Genomic DNA, 18323 nt, shown 5'->3' with positions numbered 1-18323 from the left:
AAACCAACAATTCCAACCAGCACGCCGGAGGGCGTCACTCCGAACCCAACCTGTACAATGATCGCGGACAACATCAGCGCAATGATGACCGGAACGTGCTCGGCACCTTCCCACAGAGTACCGCAAGTGCAGGAACATCTCCTGAACTCATCAGAAACTGAAGTCGGAACGCAGCCACGCAACAGAAAGTAAACTTATGAGTACCAATCCTGATCTTCGCCTCACCTCCAGTTCTTGCAAACTGACACAGGCCACGATGGTCGCAGCTTGTGTCGTCGGAACCACTCCGATGATGGCCCAGGAGAACAGAGAAACAGATCCGGCGAGCTCCTTTGACCTTCGCCAGTTGGAACACCGGGTCGAAGCCTACGACGGGACAGTTAAAACGCTTGCTTGCAACCCATCAACGATCTGTCTGGTCAAGCTCGAATGTGATGAGCACATCATCAACACCGGGCTATCGAGCGCGGCTTACTGGAGGATGTTGTCCCCCATAGATCATTATCTGGTTCCGCATTCGCACGTCGGATTCAAACCCAGATCAAACACCAGGCCGGCCAATGCCATCATATTTACCGACAAGCGTATTTATGAGCTTAGCCTCGTCATCGACAATGCGGAGAGCACATCTGTTCTGAGCTTTACCTATCCGGGCTCGGACGCTGGCAGAGCCGCAACTGATTGTACCGGCACCGGTGCAACGTCGGATCAATAGGTTTCAGGGTCAAGAGTTGTAATGCTGTTTCCGGACGCTCTGAATTGTCTAGGGTTTGCGCCTGTCGCAAAGAACCTCTTTCACGTTTTGAACTGGTCGAGCATGCTCGCGGCAGATGTGCTGGGGTGCAAAGACGGCAGTTTTTTTTGTGCATGGGCTGTATTAGGGCTGGACACAGAAAGCCTAGAACCAGCAGCGTTCGAGGCTCATCTGGATAGTCTGGCCATCGATTTTGGCGGGTTCTGGAACGGCAACTGTTTCTGGGTGGTGCTCGACAGAAAACCCTCTGCGGGTCTGCAGCAGGTCGGGCTGACATTTGAGGATGTCGAATCTGAGGCCCAGTTACTCGATCAGATCTCCGGCGGATTCTCCGGGATGGATGGCAACTTGAAGCCGTTGCAGGTCTCCAATGAGTTCTCTTCTTCGGTTGCCCGGCAGCTGGTCGAACTGCGCACCCTGACGGTGATACAGGCACAGCAGAACACGGCCGCATCGTCCCGGGTCCTAGCGTATCTCGATCGCAAGGAAAGCGTCCAGCAGGATACGGATGTCGAGATACAAGAAAGCATTGAAGCCTATGATGGTAGCAGCGAGCACAGATCAGTCAACGAGATACTGGGGGCGTGACAATGAACCGTGTTCGCCTCTATGATCCAGTAAGCCATAAATATCTACACGTATCCGGTGAACACCCCACCGATGACAAAGCTTGGGCTTGGGCTGGTTCGCCGTTACAAACCGGTGTCTTACGTCGGCGGGCGTTGAACGCGCGTAAACCATGGCCTTACGTTGTTGTTCCCGTAGTTCAATCTGTGAAGTCTGATACCTCCGACGCTAATTCAGATTCTGAGGCCATGACATGACCGGTCATCGTCAACAAATTCCCGACAGCCGTCGCACAAAAACGCGGGTCGTGCAGACGGCCAAGGGGCCAACGATGCCTGATCGCACTGTCCCAATCCATTCACCAACATCGCCGTGCCTGGCGTAGGCCGGCGTGGCGGATCCGAATTGGTCGCCGTGGGCGGATTACTATCTTCTGCAATCTGGAAGATCAGGTAAGTCATTCAAGATTATTGCAGGTGAACTTGTTCGTTCCTGGATAGCAATCGCAGATCGTTATCAGCTGCTCTGCTCAATTCCGGATATTGAAGCCATCCTTGTAGCGTATGGGTTTTCTGAACCCTGCTACTGGATTGAAGACTGCGATCCCTCTACAGGAACGGGATGTTCCGCAGAGGAACCGAGCCTCCACAAAAGGAGGCCAAGCCCTTGAGTCTCCATCTGTGGAATGAACCGCTTAAGATCGACACGCCTGAGGTCAAGCCGCCCTTGCGAGCGCCCATCGCCAGGGAGCGCGCGTCGAGGCCGTTGCCTATCCCCTTATCCGGAGATGTATATCGCAGCGGTCGGGGGACGTTTTATCGTCAAGTGGATGCCTGAAAGCGGTCCGACCCACGCGCCGGACTGCACGTCCTATCAGGCGCCAGAAGAACTGTCCGGATTGGTGCAGATACAGGGATCCGCGATCACGGAATCCCCTGAAGACGGGACAACAACGCTGAAAGTGGGTTTTGCCCTGAAGAAAATGGGTAAATCCCGCGCGATGCCGGAACTGACTGGTAACAAACCCACGAAAGCAAAAGAAACTCCACGCAAGCTGACTTTGACCAACCTGCTTCATTACCTCTGGCATGACGCGGATCTGGGCAAATGGTATCCGGCGATGGAAGGGAAGCGGTATTGGGGTATCATCCATTCCACACTTCGCCGAACAGCGGCGGGCAAGGTTGTTAAGGGACAGGGTCTTGCCCGCATCCTCTATGTTCCCGAGCAGTTCAAACTTAGTTGAAAGGGAAGTCTCGGTCGTTTTCCTACTCATGGCAGAGCAATCTTGTAAGTTGTACTAAGCAAAAAATGTTTTTATCAGAGTTTTTTCACAAGCGTTCTTGTGAGTGGTTTGGGCGAGTCACGGTTTTGTGCCTTTCAGCTGAAGTCCGGGTCTTCCGAATGTTGATCTACCGTATTTAGATTACATGGTTTCGCGACCCAGCTTCGCGACAGCGCACCGTCTTGCTATAGCTCTCGGAACACCACCTGGATTCTTGATTGGTGTCTGGGGATACAACGAGTTCGGATGGTATCCGCATCTACGCCTGTTTTCTTTGTGGATATACAGATGTAAGGGCGCAGCGTTGTTTCACTGCAGAAGTAAGAAACCAGTCAAATCGTGCCCGTCAGCCCAGTGTTTTTTCCTTCGTCGGTGTTATCTGTTAATCTGGGCAATACCAAACCGTCGGATTGTGGTCAATCAAACTGGTGAATTGATGCTGTTAGCAACAGGGAAGCATATCAGAACATCGATGCACTAAATTGTTTCGTATCGCGCGAAATAGTGCAATGCACCTGGCTTCGTCAGATGCTACCCAAGGCTAGCCCGCTTCTTTAATGAAACGTTTAAACACACTTACCGTTGCTGTGCAGGCGCCGTCCGCACAAGATAATTGCGACGGGCCTGTTCATAGTTTTTACCTATTAATATATAGATATATAGTATTATATCAATGAATTAACATGGTGCTAAGATGCAAGCATCAGCAGCGCCGGGGCGGTAGACCTCTAAAACCTCGTTGCCGCCAACTGGCGAAGCTCGTGAGCGCCGATTGAGGGCCCTCCGATGCAGCCAAGGATGAACGACCTTGGCTGCATCGACAAGATGTGAAGTGATGCACAACCTATCAGTTTACTATTATCACAAAAAGTAAAATTATACCTCGCCCAAAATATATATTAGACCTATCTGTCAGATTGCCACATGTACGACATAATGGAAACAGTACACTTCATATCGCCCTTGCATCTTAGTAGTGACTCTCCAACAAGAGGGGAGTCCACAATCAATGAGAAGGCGCAATCTTCCAGTTTACATGGAATACGAATTCAAAGAGGCGCTGGAAAACGGTGGAATCCTAGAGATCGAGTGCATCTCATCTGCCAACCGTACCTCAGAAGAAGTAAGGGGCGAGTGGTGGATTTTCGTTCGGGAGACCTTGAGTGGTCAGGTCGTTCGAAGTGTACTCTGCTCACGTCGGAGTACGGGACCAAGACTTCTCAAGACATCAAGGGGTGTAGTCGGCTTGGCTGCGAAGCTCGGGGCAACGCTCATTTCAGTTCCATTGTTGGAAGGCGGAATTGGTGTCTGTGAGGTTAACTTCCCAGAAACCTCTGCGGATGAGGCTAACTCATAGCACGAGGCTAGCCGTAACGCGCTTTACCGGTCGCTATTGTCGTCGCATCCATCCGACCGTCGCTCAACTAAAACGACACGTACCGGATCTTCAGATGATCATCCTCGAACTTCCGGTTCTGCGTGAAGCCTCTGTGTTTACCGCAAAAGCTGCATTGATTTTGAAAGCTCTTGAGGGCCAGGACGCCTATGAAGGCTTTGCAAACGCGATGGTGGTGCAAAGCGACACCGTATATCCGGCGAGTGTCCGGGGCGCGGTTTCTACCGATGATCTAAGTCAATTGCTTCGGCTTCTTCTCCTGATTCCGAAAGAAATGACGACAAGGACAAGTCGTGATGTGATTGGCGGGAGGGTGTGAGGCCATTTTTCGGACTGAAAAATCTGTCCAGCGCACAAATGCGCGAACTTCTCCCGCCATGGGTAATTCGCCGAGAGATCACCTCACTGTCAACGAAAATACGAGTACAGAAAGCAATCCAGAGATGAAACCAATGACAACACGGGGCACCGTTCAGCACCTCGTGACTTTTCTTCAAAACCCAATTTCCGTCCTAGTATTTGGGCGTCCCCGGAGTGGCGGCACGGCGCTTCTTCAAGCGTTGAATAACACTCGATTGCACTCCCAAACGGGGCATCAGCTGACCTCAATGTACTTTCGGCAGTCACTTGATCGGGAGACCGCGTTGTCATCCATAAAAGAAGACGTCGATGTTCATCTGATTGATGAATTTGAGGTTGGTACTATCAGTTTTGTCAATCACGGCGTTACGAGATTGGTCGCCTTCACAGGCCATAACTGGCTGGATCTAGCCGTAGAGGGTTTTCAGGCCGTATTTCGCCGTGGGCCTGATCTGATCCTGCAAATTGAGGAACACGATACGATTGTGCCGCGTGACGAGTTCTAAATCCTTTCACCTTCAATAACGACCTGAGAGGGCTTTGGCGCAAACTTTGGAGTGGTTCGAAGGGTATTGCCAAGTTGTTGACGGCCAATTGTAAAGCAATAGAAAAGGTAGGGCTATTTCACCAGTTAGGCAGTGTAACTGACCCAGAGGTTGAACGCGTTGTTGCGAATGTGGCGGTATGAGGTTTTGGTGAGTTGATAGCGGGGGGGGCGAAGTATCAGGTTGAATTGGTCATGCGCGGACGAAAACCTCTGAGCTTGCCGGCTCACGATGACATCCCGTTCCGCTAGGAGGTCTTCGACCTCCGCAGTGTTCAAGGCAAACCGGTGGTATGCCCAAACGGCGCGGGCAATGACTTCAAGAGGGTGGCGAGAGCCCTTCAGGCGCGGCATACCGGATGGAATGTTCACGCATTGCCATTAGTCGTCTTCGTAAAACCAGACAACTTGGCAATACCCTGATCTTTGGTCACAAACTATATCCAATCCCACCCTGCTGCACGCAGAGAAAACAAACTGCACAATGACACAAGGATTCATTGCTGCATAAGAGTTTGAATATCTCCATCTTCTAATTACTGGAGAAAACAGCTCTTAGGTGTCATTATGAAGAAAATCACCTTATATATAACGGTCTTTCTATCATATTCTGTTGCCAATATGGCTTTTCGAAAAGCCGTTTCCAGCTGGCACGAAGCACAACTATTGAATATGCGTCACAACCCACTAAGAGGCTGGATTTCTATTTTACTTAAAATCTACTTTTTTTCTTTAAGCTTTTTCGCGGTCTTTCCGGCAGCCCGGGCGGAGGTAGTTCGTTCCGGTGCCATACTCGGTTTAGCTACATACGGGACGTTTGATTTCGTACTCTATAGCCACTTTGAAGGGATATCCCTCCATTTCGTAGCCATGAACCTCACTTGGGGAACACTCACTTCCGCAATGTATGTAGTAACAGCTGTATACGTCGGGCTCGCACTGCACCCGAAGGCGTATCCCGTTTGAACGAAGATAAAGGCGCAATCGCGCATTTGGTGCCGCGTTGAGGGCTAATGCGCAGGTACGAAGCTAGGCAGGCTTAGGACTACAATGTCAGTTGCCCAAATTTTCACGCGTTAAAAGGTGTAGCCAAACTCTCTGACCTCGCTCTGCGAATAGTTGCCTGCCCTCAACAGATCTCCGTCATTAGGCGCCAACACAATTCAATCGAACACCTAAACATGAAAAGTGAGTGGAGAAATGTTAGTAAGCTGCCCGGTCTTAGCGAGCCCTTATCCCTCAAATTTAAACCCTTTCGAAAAGCCAGCTCAAGATGGCACGATAGACTGGCTGGTTCGTTACGGTATTGTTTGTAGTAAGGTCGAGGAGGATCGGGTTAGGAGGCAAGGGTGGACCCGCTGCATGGCGCGCTGCTACCCAAATGCTTCTCTTGTTGATTTGCAATGGATTTCTGATTGGGTCAGTTGGATATTCTTATTTGACGATCAGAACGATGAAGCAGAACAGGGACGCGAAACAGAACGTCTAACTGAATGTCGCCCCCTTCTTCTGAACATCATGAGAGGTGGCGCGGCACAGGATGATAATCAGATGCTTCAAGCTTGGCATGATCTATGGGCACGCATCCGACCTAAAGTGAACCCTGACTGGTTAGAGCGGTTGACGCAGCAACATGACGATTACTTCTTGGCATGTATTTGGGAGGCATCCAATCGCAAAGCCGGTATAGTTCCGGACACTAATACTTACCTGCTTAAGCGGCTTGATTCAGGCGCTGTATACCCCTGCTTGTCTATTATTGAGTTTGTTGGGCAACTGAACCTACCAGAGAACGTACTTTGTCACCCGGTCGTTAGTAACCTAAGTCTAAGCACAAACAATCTTGTTTGTTGGAGCAACGATATTGTGTCTCTAGAAAAAGAAGTAAAGAACGGTGACATGCATAACTTAGTTATTGCTCTGAGCAATGAGCGCCAAATCAGCCTGCAACAAGCAACCGACAAAGCAGTTGTCATGCACGACACTGAAATGGAGCGTTTTGCAGCTTTGATAGATCAGGTGCCACAGTTTTCCACACAGATTGATATTGATCTGCAGTCATATATCGAAGGCTTGAAGTTTTGGATACAGGGAAATCTTGATTGGTCTTTTGAAAGCCAAAGGTACGGCGCAACGCCGACTCATCGCAGATAGTAGTCCGATGGTCTGAAGGTTTTATTCGAAATCAAGTTTCAGATGCAACAAACTGCACTGACTGCACTGACTGCACAAAAGGGCGAATTCTGTTGATGGGCAATTGCTTCGATATCCAATCAGAATGACGGTGTCCGTCCGTTGAACCCGCCCTGTTACGCTGCTCAAGCAGCGTAACGCCAGGGAAGGAGCTCGTCGAGACGAGCGTTGTGGTTGGTAATTTAGGTAAAGACCCTAGTGAGCCAAGCTTGGGGGTCGACGTCGTTCAGTTTTGGGGTTTCGATGAGAGTGAATGCGATCGCCATGGCATTACCCCGTCGGATTTTCATCTACGCTCGCGACATCAATTTGAATTGCGTACGCGACCCACATTATTGAAAGCAATTAAACGCATCTACCAAAAGATCCTGAAGAGCTTCTTTCAGATCTACACGACACCATCAAACCTTGGAATCGAACACCAGACTTGCACTGGTTACTCCGGACGAGATCGCCGGATTAGCTGTTTCTAGCAATTCGTCAATACCGGCCGTTCCGCATGGTTGCGACACACTCGGATCTTAATGCAGTTACTTGGTCAAACAGCTTTCTTGGGATTGCTCAACAAAAGGATTGATAACCAAACCCTGTGGGAACAGTGTCTCGATATGTGTTCTGGCCGATTCCAGAAAAATTACCTTAATATTAGCCCCGGCATCCATTGTGGCATAAATTTCAATTCCTTCTTTCCGAGCATTCCAGATAGTTTCCAGGAACGCCCAACTCGTTGGTTTTAAGTAATTCAGGACCGGCCTGGACGCTAGCATCGTTGCATGCATTGATAGTGCGTTTGCTTCCACGGTCTCACCAAGCGTTGTAAAGTCACGGGTAGCAATAGCCTTGTACACTCGAGTACAATCAGCTTCGGCACGTTTCGGCCAGGTCTCAAAGAGCGGTGATGTTGCCATAGTGTGCCGCATCCCATCGCTTGATGGCATCATTTTGATCGACGTATCGACAGGTATGATCGCTATTCGGAACTCTGGCCAATCGTACTGTAGTCGACGAGCAAGACAGTCGGTCCCGTCAGCTCTAATTCCCCGATCCCAACGTACAAAACCATGCCACATGGACCGAGTTGCACTACCGCTACCAAAACGGGAAATCATGCTGAGTTGCGTATCGGGGATATCAAGCTTGAATGCCCCGCAGATTGCTCGAGTTAAGGCAGCGAACCCAGATGCCGATGATGCCAGTCCTGCTGCAGTCGGGATAGTATTTTTGGTGACAATATGTAACGGTAAATCCTGACCGCGGCGAAACAGATCTACGAATTTTAATGCTTTCCTCGCAAAACTGCTTTGATTGGAAAGTTTCTCACCATCGAGCCAAACACCGTCGGCACCATCAGCCGCTGCAGACACTCGGGTCGTGCTCCCCAGGTTCCCAAGAGAAATAGATAGTGAACTGTTTAGCGGCAGATTCAAAATCTGGTCTCGTTTGCCCCAGTACTTTGATAGTGCAATGTTGCTAGGTGCATAGGCTTCACAAGGTTCTGGATGTGGCAAACTACTTGGTAGCAAACCGTTAAAAATCACTTGAACCGGATCAATCATCAATGCGCAGTCCCTCCGACGTTGCGGTTACTTGAAAAAAACCGATAGGAACGGCACCTACCGCTAGGACACAATCACCAAGTCCGGAACCAGATATCTTTGCACCAATGGTTGCTGGGCAAGCGAGTGCATCACCCACTATCTTTCCAAGGGTTGGGTCTGAAACATCAAGTTCTTCCATCATGCCTTGATATTCTGAAATGGCAGCGCCAAAGGCTAACCAATCTTGTTTTTTTGCGAAAACAATTGCGTCAGCGGCAGCTTGGCCCATCCGCTGGTAAAGAACTTCAAACGCTGCCTCTCTCCCAACCATAGATCGCGCAACCTTGGCAAGCACGACCGGTGTTGGAGTTTTATAGCCACTATGACACAGGCTTAGAATCGGAGGTGTAGGTAGTTGGGTTATCTCCGCCGATATTTCTCCCGCCGGAACTTTGTCTAACAATTCAGTTGGAAGCTTATAGGCAAGCATGCCGCCAAAGATGCTCGCCGCTAAATCTGCACCACTCCCGCGTCCTTCGTTTCGTCTAACAATAGTTAGTGCCTTGGTGTACAGTGATTGCCCCAAATCCTCGCCTACCATTGTAGCCAGAGCCGCTAAGCTAGCGATCGTCACGGCAGCCGAAGATCCCAAACCCAAGGAAGGGTCGATCTTAGATGAAATGGTTAGACGCACCCCATGTTTTAAACGGTTACTAAAAAACTCAACGGCACTGAGAATGAAACGATATCTGCCACCCTTAGAAACAAACTCAAGTGGCAACGTCATGGGTGGACCTATGTCTGAAACGATTTCCACTCGTCTTTCGGTCAAAGGTAACGCCTCGACGGTGATCCTTTGGTCTATTGCACAAACGATAGAAGGGTATCCGTAAACGACGGCATGTTCACCTGTGATCATGATCGAACCAGGGGCAGAAACCCGGATGGTGGTGTAGCTCATGGAGCTGCGCCATGCGCTGCCCCTAAAGCGCAAACCCTTAGCGGCGCCCAACAGAGGTTTCCATGATCAGTCATAAGCGCGTTCATGGCATCTTCATCCTCCATGTAGACTAAAACCATCCCCCCTTGCTCTCCTTTTATTGATCCGGCACCGCAAACCTTTGCGGCGCCCCCAATTCTTTCCACAGCATTCACAAAGTTTTGCGTCGCAGATGGTACCACTCCTATTCGAACCAAAAGACGGTGATTGTGACGCAATGTCTTTATCGGGCTCACGCTTGCTTCAAGATTTGACTGCAGGGTGTTGGTGCAATCGTTGAACTCTTGCCACAATGCCACGTCTTTTTCGTGAAATCGGCGCACCGCCTCTACGCATTCTCCCGTGGCGCTCGCAGGTGTTCCATGGAAAACCCAGTACCAGCCATCGCCTGTCCACAACGCGTGGTGCTGCGGAATGTTCGGGCGACTCACCCGATCGCCATCCACCCTAATCACCCCGCCGTAAACGACGGTGGCGGCATCAACAGCGCTACCGTGTCCATGTTGCAGACGCTCACAAAAACGAATTCGCTCAACGCGCTCTTGGGGCGATACAATTTCATTGAACAGGCTTTCGTAAAGGGCGAATATTGCCGCGATTATCGCCGCCGACGAACCCATCCCCGCCCCCAATGGCAATGATGAACGGCTTCTCAGTGTTCCCGAAATAGGTATTTGATGGTTTTTACGAACTTTGGGCTTCGACAATTGTTGCAGGAACAATGTCACAGCATACATTGCCAACTCGTCGGGCCGCTGTAGAATGTTTTGAACCGGCAACTCGCCGGCCACAAACTGCTCAAACCGGCGATCAAGTCTCTGTTTGAATTCATCCAGCATTGCAAATGGATAAAACTCACCAGATGAAACTTGCTTGAAAGCAGTGAACAGTCCACTACAACCGCGGATTGGGTTCAACCACACTTCAGTGTAGCGAGCAATCGATACCGCGAGTACCGGAGCTCCGAACACCACCGAGTGGTCTCCTGACAAGATTACTTTGCCAGGAGCATGTGCTCGGGGAGTGTTAATTGAAAGCATTGACGTAATGACGTTTGTGTTCATCAATCTTCGCCAATCTATACTGACCCTTGGCCAACCGGGGCATTTCAACACTGCTCCCATCTTGTGGGTCGGGCACTTCTCTAAGAGCAAGATAGGTATCATAGCTGACTGCGGTACGCTCCGCTAAGAGTGCCTTATGTCGGGCCGTCAATAGATGATCCGCGTAACCGGGCTGTACCTCGCCGGCGAAGAATTCCGCAACTGCACCCGAGCCATAACTGTAAAGACCGATTGGTCTACCCGTCAGATCAATTTCTGTGTTTTCCAAGGCTGATGCCAACCCCATATAGAGCGACGCAGCATAACAATTCCCGACTTCGCGATTATAGACCATGCCAGCCTTGCATCGGTCTAGATTTGGATCGCCATTAGCCAATTTGGCAAGATGGCGGTGGCCTTTTTCACCCATTCGCGAAAATGGTAGATGGTAACAGAATTGGACAAACTCCTCGTAAGCTCTACCCCCGTTGTCTTGGTAATCGTTCCAACACTGTTTAAGTGCGTTGAGATAGCGAAGAGTTGAAAACTTACCATCGACCAAAGGTGTCTTACGATAGTTTGGCCTCCAGAAGTCCATTATATCTTCTGTAAAACAACCAGCTATCGGGTCGATTGCTAGAAGTTTTGGGTCAGCAGATACGAGCATGGCCACCGCACCACACCCCTGGGTTGCTTCTGCTGAACTGTTCAAATCATAGCGCGATACATCAGAGGCAACCACCAATACTTTTTTTTCGGGCTGCCTCGTCACATACGCACACGCCATTTGAAGTCCCGCCGTTGCCGAATAGCATGCTTGTTTGAGCTCAACAGTTCTGCAATTTGGAGGTAAATTCAATAGTCTATGAACGTAAATCCCTGCAGATTTTGACTGATCAATTCCAGTTTCGGTTGCAAAGAGAAGTGTGTCGATCCCGTCGACGCCTTCGGCATCAAGTATTGGACGGGCTGCTTCAGCCGCCAGAGTAACAACGTCCTCATCGAAGCCTGTCAAGGCTATCTTTTTTTGCCCAAGACCAACTTTAAACTTATCAGGATGGATTCCATGACGTTCGGCCAACGTTTCTAGTCCAAGATAGGACCCAGGCACAAAAAAACTCAGAGCAGCTATTCCCACCTTCACATTTGTTGCTTGGCTGGTCATTTTAGAAACCTCCCGTTTTTCTTTAAGTCAGCACAATCCGCACAACCAAGTAAAAACATCGCAGTACGAAATTCGCGTTTTAGTTGCTCGATCTTATCAATCACTGCATCGCGCGATATCTGAGCGGCTGAAAGAAATGGTGCCGCGAGACCGCACAAATCAGCCCCTAAAATGATAGATTTTGCTATGTCGATGCCTGAGCGAATTCCACCACTGGCTATCAGCGTTGTTTTCTGCTGACTGCTCTTCAGGATTGGCCGTGCGGCACGTAGAGCCTCAATCGTTGTTAAACCCCAATCTTGAAATACCAAGCCGAGGTCGTCTGATTCCGATGCCCTGCGATGGTACTCAATCCTGCTCCAGGAAGTTCCTCCTCGCCCGGCGACGTCAAAATGACGAATACCAGCGTCAAGTCCCAACCTGATATCGGGGGCAGAAAGGCCAGAACCAACCTCTTTTAGCAATACAGGTACCGGCAAGTCTGGAACCAGTTCAGCGATTGCCGCTCCAAGACCAGAAAAATCCCTGTCGCCTTCGGGTTGCACCGCTTCTTGTAAGGGGTTCAAGTGAAGATAAAGCCCGTCTGCACCTAAGACCTCAACCGCTTCGGTACACTCTTCAAGGCCAATACCGGTATTCAGTTGAACGGCACCCATATTTGAAATCAGAACAGTTTTGGGTGCAAACTCGCGTAGTTCAAAACTTGATCGAGCATGATTGTTGGTAAACATTACGCGCTGAGAGCCGACTGCCATCGCTACCTCTGTAGCTTCTGCTGCTTCAGCTAGGTTCTTGTTAATTGTTCTTAAATTTTCCCCCTCCCCGCCAGTCATCGAAGAAATGAGAAGCGGAAAGCTAAGCCTCTTACCGAGGAACCCCACCTGCGTTTGGATGTCATCCAGATTAAGTTCAGGCATTGCTCGATGACATAAACGCAAGCTGCTAAAGTCGCCTGTATGGCGCTCGACACCCGTATCTTTAGCAATAATACTTAAATGGTCGTGCTTACGGCCAGAGACACTACGATCTGGGAGATGATCAGTCATGCGCGCTCCATCTTGATGTGTGCTCGCATTAACTCGCCAGGGTTGGTTTGGGCTGCCATCAGCGATAGTTCGCCACAAAGAACGGTTGCAGCGCAAACACAGGCAAGCCTGCGAGCATTGTCACCGGGTATTCTTTCTTCGCGGCAACCGATACGTTTTAGGTGAGCTTCGACTTGTGGGTTGCTCTTGCCATTGCCTACAGATCCAACGATCAGATTGGGCAGTGTGCAAGAAAAGTAGAGCGCTTCATTTCGAGCCTCGCAATGAACAATCCCCTGGCTACCCTCGACGATATTTGCCGCGTCCTGACCGGTTGCCAGGTAGAAAGCCAAAAGCATGTTTGCAAAATGAGCGTTGGCACTGCGCAACGATCCTGCAACGGTCCCTCCAATCAGGTTCTTTTCTACATTGAGCCGAACCATCTTTTCAGGTGTTGTACGCAACATACGAACGACGATTTCTCGAGGAATTTCGATCTCGGAAATTACGTATTTTCCGCGGCCAAGAATACCGTTCACGGCAGAGTTTTTCTTGTCGCAACAGTAGTTTCCAGAAATACTTGCATAGTCGAGCTCTGGGTATTGTTGTAGAATCCATTCAATTGCTGCATCGGCTGCTTTCGTAACCATGTTGTGGCCGGAAGCATCTCCGGTAATACACTCCATTCGAATATAGATGAGGTTCCCTATTATCTGGCGGTTCATTGAAAGCAGCTGAACAAAACGTCCAGTTTTTTTGATAACTTCTGAAATCTCTTCCTTACGCTCAGAAAGTGCCTGCCAAGTTAATTGAGCAGCTGCTCCGTTTTGGGCCCTCAGCATGATCGATCGCGACATCCGTTCGTCGACCAATGTGCAACGAATTCCACCCGAACGCTGCGAAACTCGAGCTCCGCGTGCCGTAGAGGGCCAAAGCGGTGCTTCAAAGGTCGCGAGAGGAACACTGATCTGCCCTTCGACATGCTCCCCGGTAATTTCAATCGGACCGACCCATTGAGTCGGGATCGGTGTGAAGGGTTTTGGTTCAGTCGTCCGGTTTTTAGCCATTGTCATATCGCCGTCGCACGTCTCAAAATTCGTCAAAACCTTCTCCCTTGCGTATGATGCCGTTGGTATGTCGGTAAGTATGAAAACACATTTAGGTTCATGATGTTGATCAGATTTACTCACCTCCAATTTTCGATTTTCTTCTATAAATGTTCAGATCGTGAGTTACGCTTTTCCCAACTAGAACCTACGGAGCCGCCAAAGGTCACATTCGTGTTTGGGCTCGTTTGCTATGTACGATCTCATTGAAATCAGCGGCTGGCACTTCTGTCAGCATGATCGATTGGTAATGTAACTCGCGATAGCGTTGAGTGTTTCTGCTCTAGCTCCAAACGGCGCCAGAAGGCCTTCGGCGTCAACCAAAAGTCGATTGAGTTCTCTGCGAGACCTTTTGATCCCCCAAAGTCCAACAAGTGTTGCCTTTCCCGCTTTCTTGTCCTTGCCTGTCGCCTTGCCCAACTCTTTCGGACTTGCAACGATATCCAGAAGATCATCTACTATCTGAAACGCTATTCCGATTGTCTCTCCGAACTGGGTCAATCGACTAATATCGTCATCTGTTGCGTTCGCCAAAATAGCACCAGTTCGACAGGCGTATCGCAGCAGCGAACCGGTCTTCATAGCTTGAAACTCGCGAATCTCGACTTCCGTCTTATCGCTATACTCTGCTTGAAGGTCGAGCATCTGCCCACCCACCATACCATTGCTACCAGCCGCTTTTGAAAGCTCCCGAGAAACACGTAGACGTACGGCGGCATCCGGATGAACAGCTTCGTCAGCGATAATATCAAACGCGAGCGTCAGGAGCGCATCACCTGCTAAGATTGCAGTTGCCTCATCGTAAACTCTGTGAACGGTCGGCCGTCCTCTGCGCAAATCATCATCGTCCATCGCCGGTAGATCGTCATGCACAAGGGAATAACAATGAATGAGCTCCAGTGCGCAAGCTGCGTCCAGTACGCCTTTATCCACGCGGCCCAAAAGTGCTGTACACTCCAAGATCAATAAAGGCCTTAGTCTCTTACCACCATTCAGGACGCCGTATCGCATCGCGGCCAATAGTCTCGGTGGGCGTTTTATCCAATTAGTAAGATCAGATCCTCTCAGAAGGTCATCTAGTCTCACTTCAATGCGCTCGGTTTGCATCGCTAAATGTGTTTTAAGATCAAGTGTCATGCCTCACCCCGGAACACTTAGGTCAATGTGTGACATTCAGTGTTTTACCAAAACAGGTATTCTAAACGTCACAGATCGAAACTTAAGCATGCTAATTTGTTTCCTTTATCGATCTGTCGATTACTTCATCTGGTTTATTGCTTCGATAGAGAAACAAGAAGAGAGTTCCCTGCTACCAAAATCAGTGTTGGGTCTTGGCTCTGTGAACATCCCATATATCGACCAGCCATTATCCTCCAAACGGCTACCCATTAGCTTCAAAAAGTCCTTACGATCGATAACACCTAAATTCTTCATCGCGATAACCCTCAACGCTCACTCAGGTGTAAATAGAGTGAAGCCAGCCCGTGATGGAAGCTTTTTAGATCCACCGTTTTATAAAAGAGATACTCACTATACATTCGCTGACTTCTCTTGATTCAGCATCAAAAGCCAAGTCATACATCGTACTTATTTATTGACTTACACAGTTTAAAAAACAAATGTCTAGCCTTCAGAAAGATTCAAATCTTATTGATGCACGTAAGGACTATTATTTGCACAAATAGTAATGTTCGCGTTGAAGGTTGAGTCGGGGTCGATCCCCGCTGAGTGCAGAATTGGAGAGGTAAGACGAGTTTGTGATTTTGGCGGATTCTGCAGGGCTACCCAATCAGCGATCTAGTTTTCGTTTAGCCAACGATGGGTATAGACATTGCATGAAAGTGTCTGCCAGAGGGCTCTTCAGGTTTTGGAGACTAGGGTCAGGAATCATAACCAGTAGATGACGGTTGCCGCGAGTGCGATGGCTGAGAGGAAGACTTTGGGACAACGGTCATAGCGTGTCGCCACACGCCTCCAATCCTTGAGTCTGCCAAACATGATCTTGATGTGGTTTCTCCGCTTGTATCTGCGCTTGTCGTACTTGACCGGCGTCTTGCGTTGCTTTCGCCCGGGGATGCAGGCACGTATCCCTTTGTCTTTCAGCGCGCCTCGGAACCAATCGGCGTCATAACCGCGATCACCGAGCAGCCAGTCTACCTTTGGGATACTACTGAGCAAAGCCCGAGCTCCGATGTAATTACTGACTTGCCCGGCGGTAACGAACAGGTTGAGCGGGCGCCCTTGGCTATCATAGATGGCATGCAGCTTTGTATTCATGCCACCTTTGGTTCTACCGATCAGGCGGTCACGCCCCCTTTCTTAGCGGCCATACTGGTCGCAGTGCGGTGTGCTTTTATATAGGTCGCGTCAATCAAAACTGTCTTCTCTTCGCCGTGCTCGGCGGCCAGACCAGCCATGATCCGTGCGAAGATGCCTTTCTTGCTCCAACGCTTCCATCGGCGGTAAAGCGTCTTGTGAGACCCGTAGTCGCCAGGGGTATCTCACCAGCGCAAGCCATTGCGATTGATGAGGATAATCCCACTCAACGCCCATTTGTAATCAACCCGGGACTTGCTGTGCGACTTCGGAAAAAATGGGACGAGCTTGGCCATCTGCTCGTCGGTTAGCCAATAAAGATCGCTCATGTCATCGCTCCGTTTTGGGAGCCGTGAATTATTTAGCGCACCGAGATTCAATGCATCCTGACCCTAGATGCCGCAATCATGTCGATAGCGTTCAGTCTCCTGCCCAAACGTCTTTCCCCGGAGTTTCAGTTTATGCTTCTTGATCCGGTTCCCGCACGGGGTCCAAGATGAGGACAAGGCGGGTTTCTCCACTGCCTTCGATAGGTGGCGAGCGATGTAGCAGTCCAGACGGTGGTTGTCCGGTCCAAAGCGTTCCGCGAAGTAGAAATGGTGACCCGGTTGGCACAGTGAAGACGCGTTTAGGTTCCCTCCCATCCGTAGAGATACCGTATTGCGTCCCGATGCCCCGATAGGTGCACACGAGCTGCGCAGTTGTGGCGTCGATGTGGAATTCGCGGCAGGCATCGGTTTTCACAGTTTCCAACCGTAACCGAAGGTGTTTGGCGGACATCAGACCCGAAAAAGTGCCGGCCAAAAGGGCGATGTCATCCTGCAACCACTCCCTTTCCTTGCCGTCAGGCAAACCAGATGCATCACAGATATGTCTGATAGTTTTCGCCACTGCATTTTGAGGCAAATTAACCTGAGCACGTGGCAAAGCATCCGGGTCAAGAAGATCAAGCCAGCTTTGTACACTTGGCGGGGTTTGTCTGCGCCAGATAGCTGCAGCACATCCCGGTTTCAACAAAACGCTCAGGTTGGTGGGATTGTCGGCAACACCTACACCTACCGCCGCGTTTCTTACGGTCTTTCGAATGTATTCCATGCCGCCACGCCCGTCGGTTAAGGTTGCAAATAAACCCGATTGCAATGTTAACACACTCGACGCGTCCGTTGCACTAACTTCAATAAGCGAAAGCTGCGGGTACAAATGTCCGGAAGGTCCTCATCTGACGCTCAAATCTAACGGCAGCTTTGGGCTGGACCTGCCGATTGCACACGCAGCATCCAGATGGCTCGGCGATGGCGGTTATGGGCTCAAACTGCCAGTTGAGTCATGTCGCAGAAAATGACGAGGGCGAGCACACGTTTGTTTTGCAGTCTCGATAATAAGCTGTGTGAACGGTAGAACTAGCCTCTGCTGGCGGTGCGCAGCACCTTACGAATGTAAGAGTTTGCAGACCGAAAATGTGATGGACCAGACGCCTCGGCAAACCGACCAAGAGACCATTTACCGGTCCATGGGTGCACACCACTGGAGTAAAGCGTGACATCGTCTTGAGCCTCGATAAATCGACGCAGTTTATCGCAGGCGGACTCGAATTCCGAGAGCAGGCCCGCCCAAGGTGTCTCGTTGCCTCTCGCATACAGTGACGCGTTGTATTCTTTGAGTTGGTTCCATTTGTAGCCCCTGGCTGGCACATGAACCTCGCGTCCCGCAACGCCGTCTTCGTACCAAACGTGGAACATGCCCATCCAATGGGTGCGGTGAGCGATGACACCTTTGATCGTGGTTTGGTCTTCAGGGGTCGACAAACAGGAACGCGCTTCATCGACGCCATCGAGCGTTTTGCGTAGCTTTGCCAAGTCCTTATCGAAGGCGGCAAGCAAATCAGTCTTGTTCGTTGCTGCGGGCATTGCTTAGCACTACACTATTCAACGGGTGGGTTTCTTGATTTGGGTCAATGGCACTTGGTTTTGCCTAACGAAGCGGCAGTGACCCTTTGGGTGGATGCCGCGAGAGTCCGCTCTCCCGTCATTT

18 protein-coding genes and 1 pseudogene are annotated in these 18323 nt (G+C 50.1%); 7 read left to right on the top strand and 12 right to left on the bottom strand.

Features of this window, described 5'->3' with window-relative positions; translation table 11 throughout:
* Positions 1-196: 196 nt before the first annotated feature.
* The 5 genes from Q1B13_RS18720 (at position 197) to Q1B13_RS18700 (ending at position 4868) form a co-directional block, all read left to right on the top strand.
* On the top strand, positions 197-715 hold the full coding sequence (locus tag Q1B13_RS18720) for a TrbG/VirB9 family P-type conjugative transfer protein (protein ID WP_299082867.1): 519 nt from the start codon (positions 197-199) through the stop codon (positions 713-715).
* An 87-nt stretch (positions 716-802) separates the two neighbouring features.
* Positions 803-1342, top strand: coding sequence for a hypothetical protein (locus Q1B13_RS18715; RefSeq protein WP_299800205.1), 540 nt, complete (start codon positions 803-805; stop codon positions 1340-1342).
* 664 nt (positions 1343-2006) lie between these two features.
* On the top strand, positions 2007-2567 hold the full coding sequence (locus tag Q1B13_RS18710; protein WP_299082871.1) for a DUF1173 family protein: 561 nt from the start codon (positions 2007-2009) through the stop codon (positions 2565-2567).
* Between the two features lie 1490 nt (positions 2568-4057).
* A complete protein-coding gene (locus tag Q1B13_RS18705; protein WP_298937273.1) occupies positions 4058-4321 on the top strand; it encodes a hypothetical protein in 264 nt (87 codons plus the stop codon).
* 325 nt (positions 4322-4646) lie between these two features.
* On the top strand, positions 4647-4868 hold the full coding sequence (locus Q1B13_RS18700; protein WP_299082873.1) for a hypothetical protein: 222 nt from the start codon (positions 4647-4649) through the stop codon (positions 4866-4868).
* A gap of 125 nt (positions 4869-4993) precedes the next feature.
* Here Q1B13_RS18700 and Q1B13_RS18695 read toward each other — a convergent pair whose 3' ends face one another.
* Positions 4994-5278: a hypothetical protein gene (locus tag Q1B13_RS18695; RefSeq protein ID WP_298937270.1), complete on the bottom strand. Its 285-nt coding sequence runs from the start codon at positions 5276-5278 to the stop codon at positions 4994-4996.
* A gap of 195 nt (positions 5279-5473) precedes the next feature.
* Between Q1B13_RS18695 and Q1B13_RS18690 the strand changes: the two genes are divergently transcribed.
* Complete coding sequence (locus Q1B13_RS18690) at positions 5474-5872, top strand: DUF2177 family protein (protein ID WP_298937269.1); 399 nt, start codon at positions 5474-5476, stop codon at positions 5870-5872.
* A 396-nt stretch (positions 5873-6268) separates the two neighbouring features.
* Positions 6269-7060 (top strand): hypothetical protein, encoded by a 792-nt coding sequence (locus tag Q1B13_RS18685; RefSeq protein ID WP_299082875.1) that lies wholly within the window; start codon positions 6269-6271, stop codon positions 7058-7060.
* Between the two features lie 221 nt (positions 7061-7281).
* On the opposite strand, the gene Q1B13_RS18680 is transcribed toward Q1B13_RS18685, so the two are convergent.
* The 11 genes and pseudogenes from Q1B13_RS18680 to Q1B13_RS18630 form a co-directional block, all read right to left on the bottom strand.
* The gene (locus Q1B13_RS18680; RefSeq protein ID WP_298937289.1) at positions 7282-7365 is read right to left on the bottom strand and encodes a transposase domain-containing protein; all 84 of its coding nucleotides are present in this window, start codon (positions 7363-7365) and stop codon (positions 7282-7284) included.
* A gap of 264 nt (positions 7366-7629) precedes the next feature.
* Entirely contained in the window at positions 7630-8655 is a 1026-nt protein-coding gene (gene mvaD, locus Q1B13_RS18675; protein WP_298937267.1) for a diphosphomevalonate decarboxylase, read from the bottom strand.
* A complete protein-coding gene (locus Q1B13_RS18670) occupies positions 8648-9598 on the bottom strand; it encodes a hypothetical protein (protein WP_299082877.1) in 951 nt (316 codons plus the stop codon). The genes mvaD and Q1B13_RS18670 overlap by 8 nt, the downstream gene beginning before the upstream one ends.
* The gene (locus Q1B13_RS18665; RefSeq protein WP_298937265.1) at positions 9595-10677 is read right to left on the bottom strand and encodes a hypothetical protein; all 1083 of its coding nucleotides are present in this window, start codon (positions 10675-10677) and stop codon (positions 9595-9597) included. Before Q1B13_RS18665 ends, Q1B13_RS18670 begins: the two co-directional genes overlap by 4 nt.
* Complete coding sequence (locus Q1B13_RS18660) at positions 10664-11845, bottom strand: hydroxymethylglutaryl-CoA synthase (protein WP_298937264.1); 1182 nt, start codon at positions 11843-11845, stop codon at positions 10664-10666. Before Q1B13_RS18660 ends, Q1B13_RS18665 begins: the two co-directional genes overlap by 14 nt.
* Positions 11842-12891 (bottom strand): type 2 isopentenyl-diphosphate Delta-isomerase, encoded by a 1050-nt coding sequence (fni, locus tag Q1B13_RS18655; RefSeq protein WP_299082881.1) that lies wholly within the window; start codon positions 12889-12891, stop codon positions 11842-11844. Before fni ends, Q1B13_RS18660 begins: the two co-directional genes overlap by 4 nt.
* Positions 12888-13937 carry a hydroxymethylglutaryl-CoA reductase gene (locus Q1B13_RS18650; RefSeq protein ID WP_299800199.1) on the bottom strand — a complete coding sequence of 350 codons (1050 nt, stop codon included), beginning with the start codon at positions 13935-13937 and terminating at the stop codon, positions 12888-12890. The genes fni and Q1B13_RS18650 overlap by 4 nt, the downstream gene beginning before the upstream one ends.
* Before the next feature lie 270 nt (positions 13938-14207).
* On the bottom strand, positions 14208-15113 hold the full coding sequence (locus tag Q1B13_RS18645) for a polyprenyl synthetase family protein (protein WP_299082885.1): 906 nt from the start codon (positions 15111-15113) through the stop codon (positions 14208-14210).
* Positions 15114-15863: 750 nt separating this feature from the next.
* Positions 15864-16621 (bottom strand): annotated as a pseudogene (locus Q1B13_RS18640) (IS5 family transposase).
* A 130-nt stretch (positions 16622-16751) separates the two neighbouring features.
* Positions 16752-17387 carry a DUF1826 domain-containing protein gene (locus Q1B13_RS18635; protein WP_299082887.1) on the bottom strand — a complete coding sequence of 212 codons (636 nt, stop codon included), beginning with the start codon at positions 17385-17387 and terminating at the stop codon, positions 16752-16754.
* Between the two features lie 305 nt (positions 17388-17692).
* Complete coding sequence (locus tag Q1B13_RS18630) at positions 17693-18199, bottom strand: ClbS/DfsB family four-helix bundle protein (protein ID WP_299082889.1); 507 nt, start codon at positions 18197-18199, stop codon at positions 17693-17695.
* Between the last annotated feature and the right edge of the window lie 124 nt (positions 18200-18323).

Origin of the sequence: uncultured Ruegeria sp., from assembly GCF_947489545.1 — a bacterium.
Classification (GTDB): domain Bacteria; phylum Pseudomonadota; class Alphaproteobacteria; order Rhodobacterales; family Rhodobacteraceae; genus Ruegeria.
Note: the sequence above shows the minus strand (reverse complement) of the source record. Positions and strands in the feature narration are given on the sequence as shown.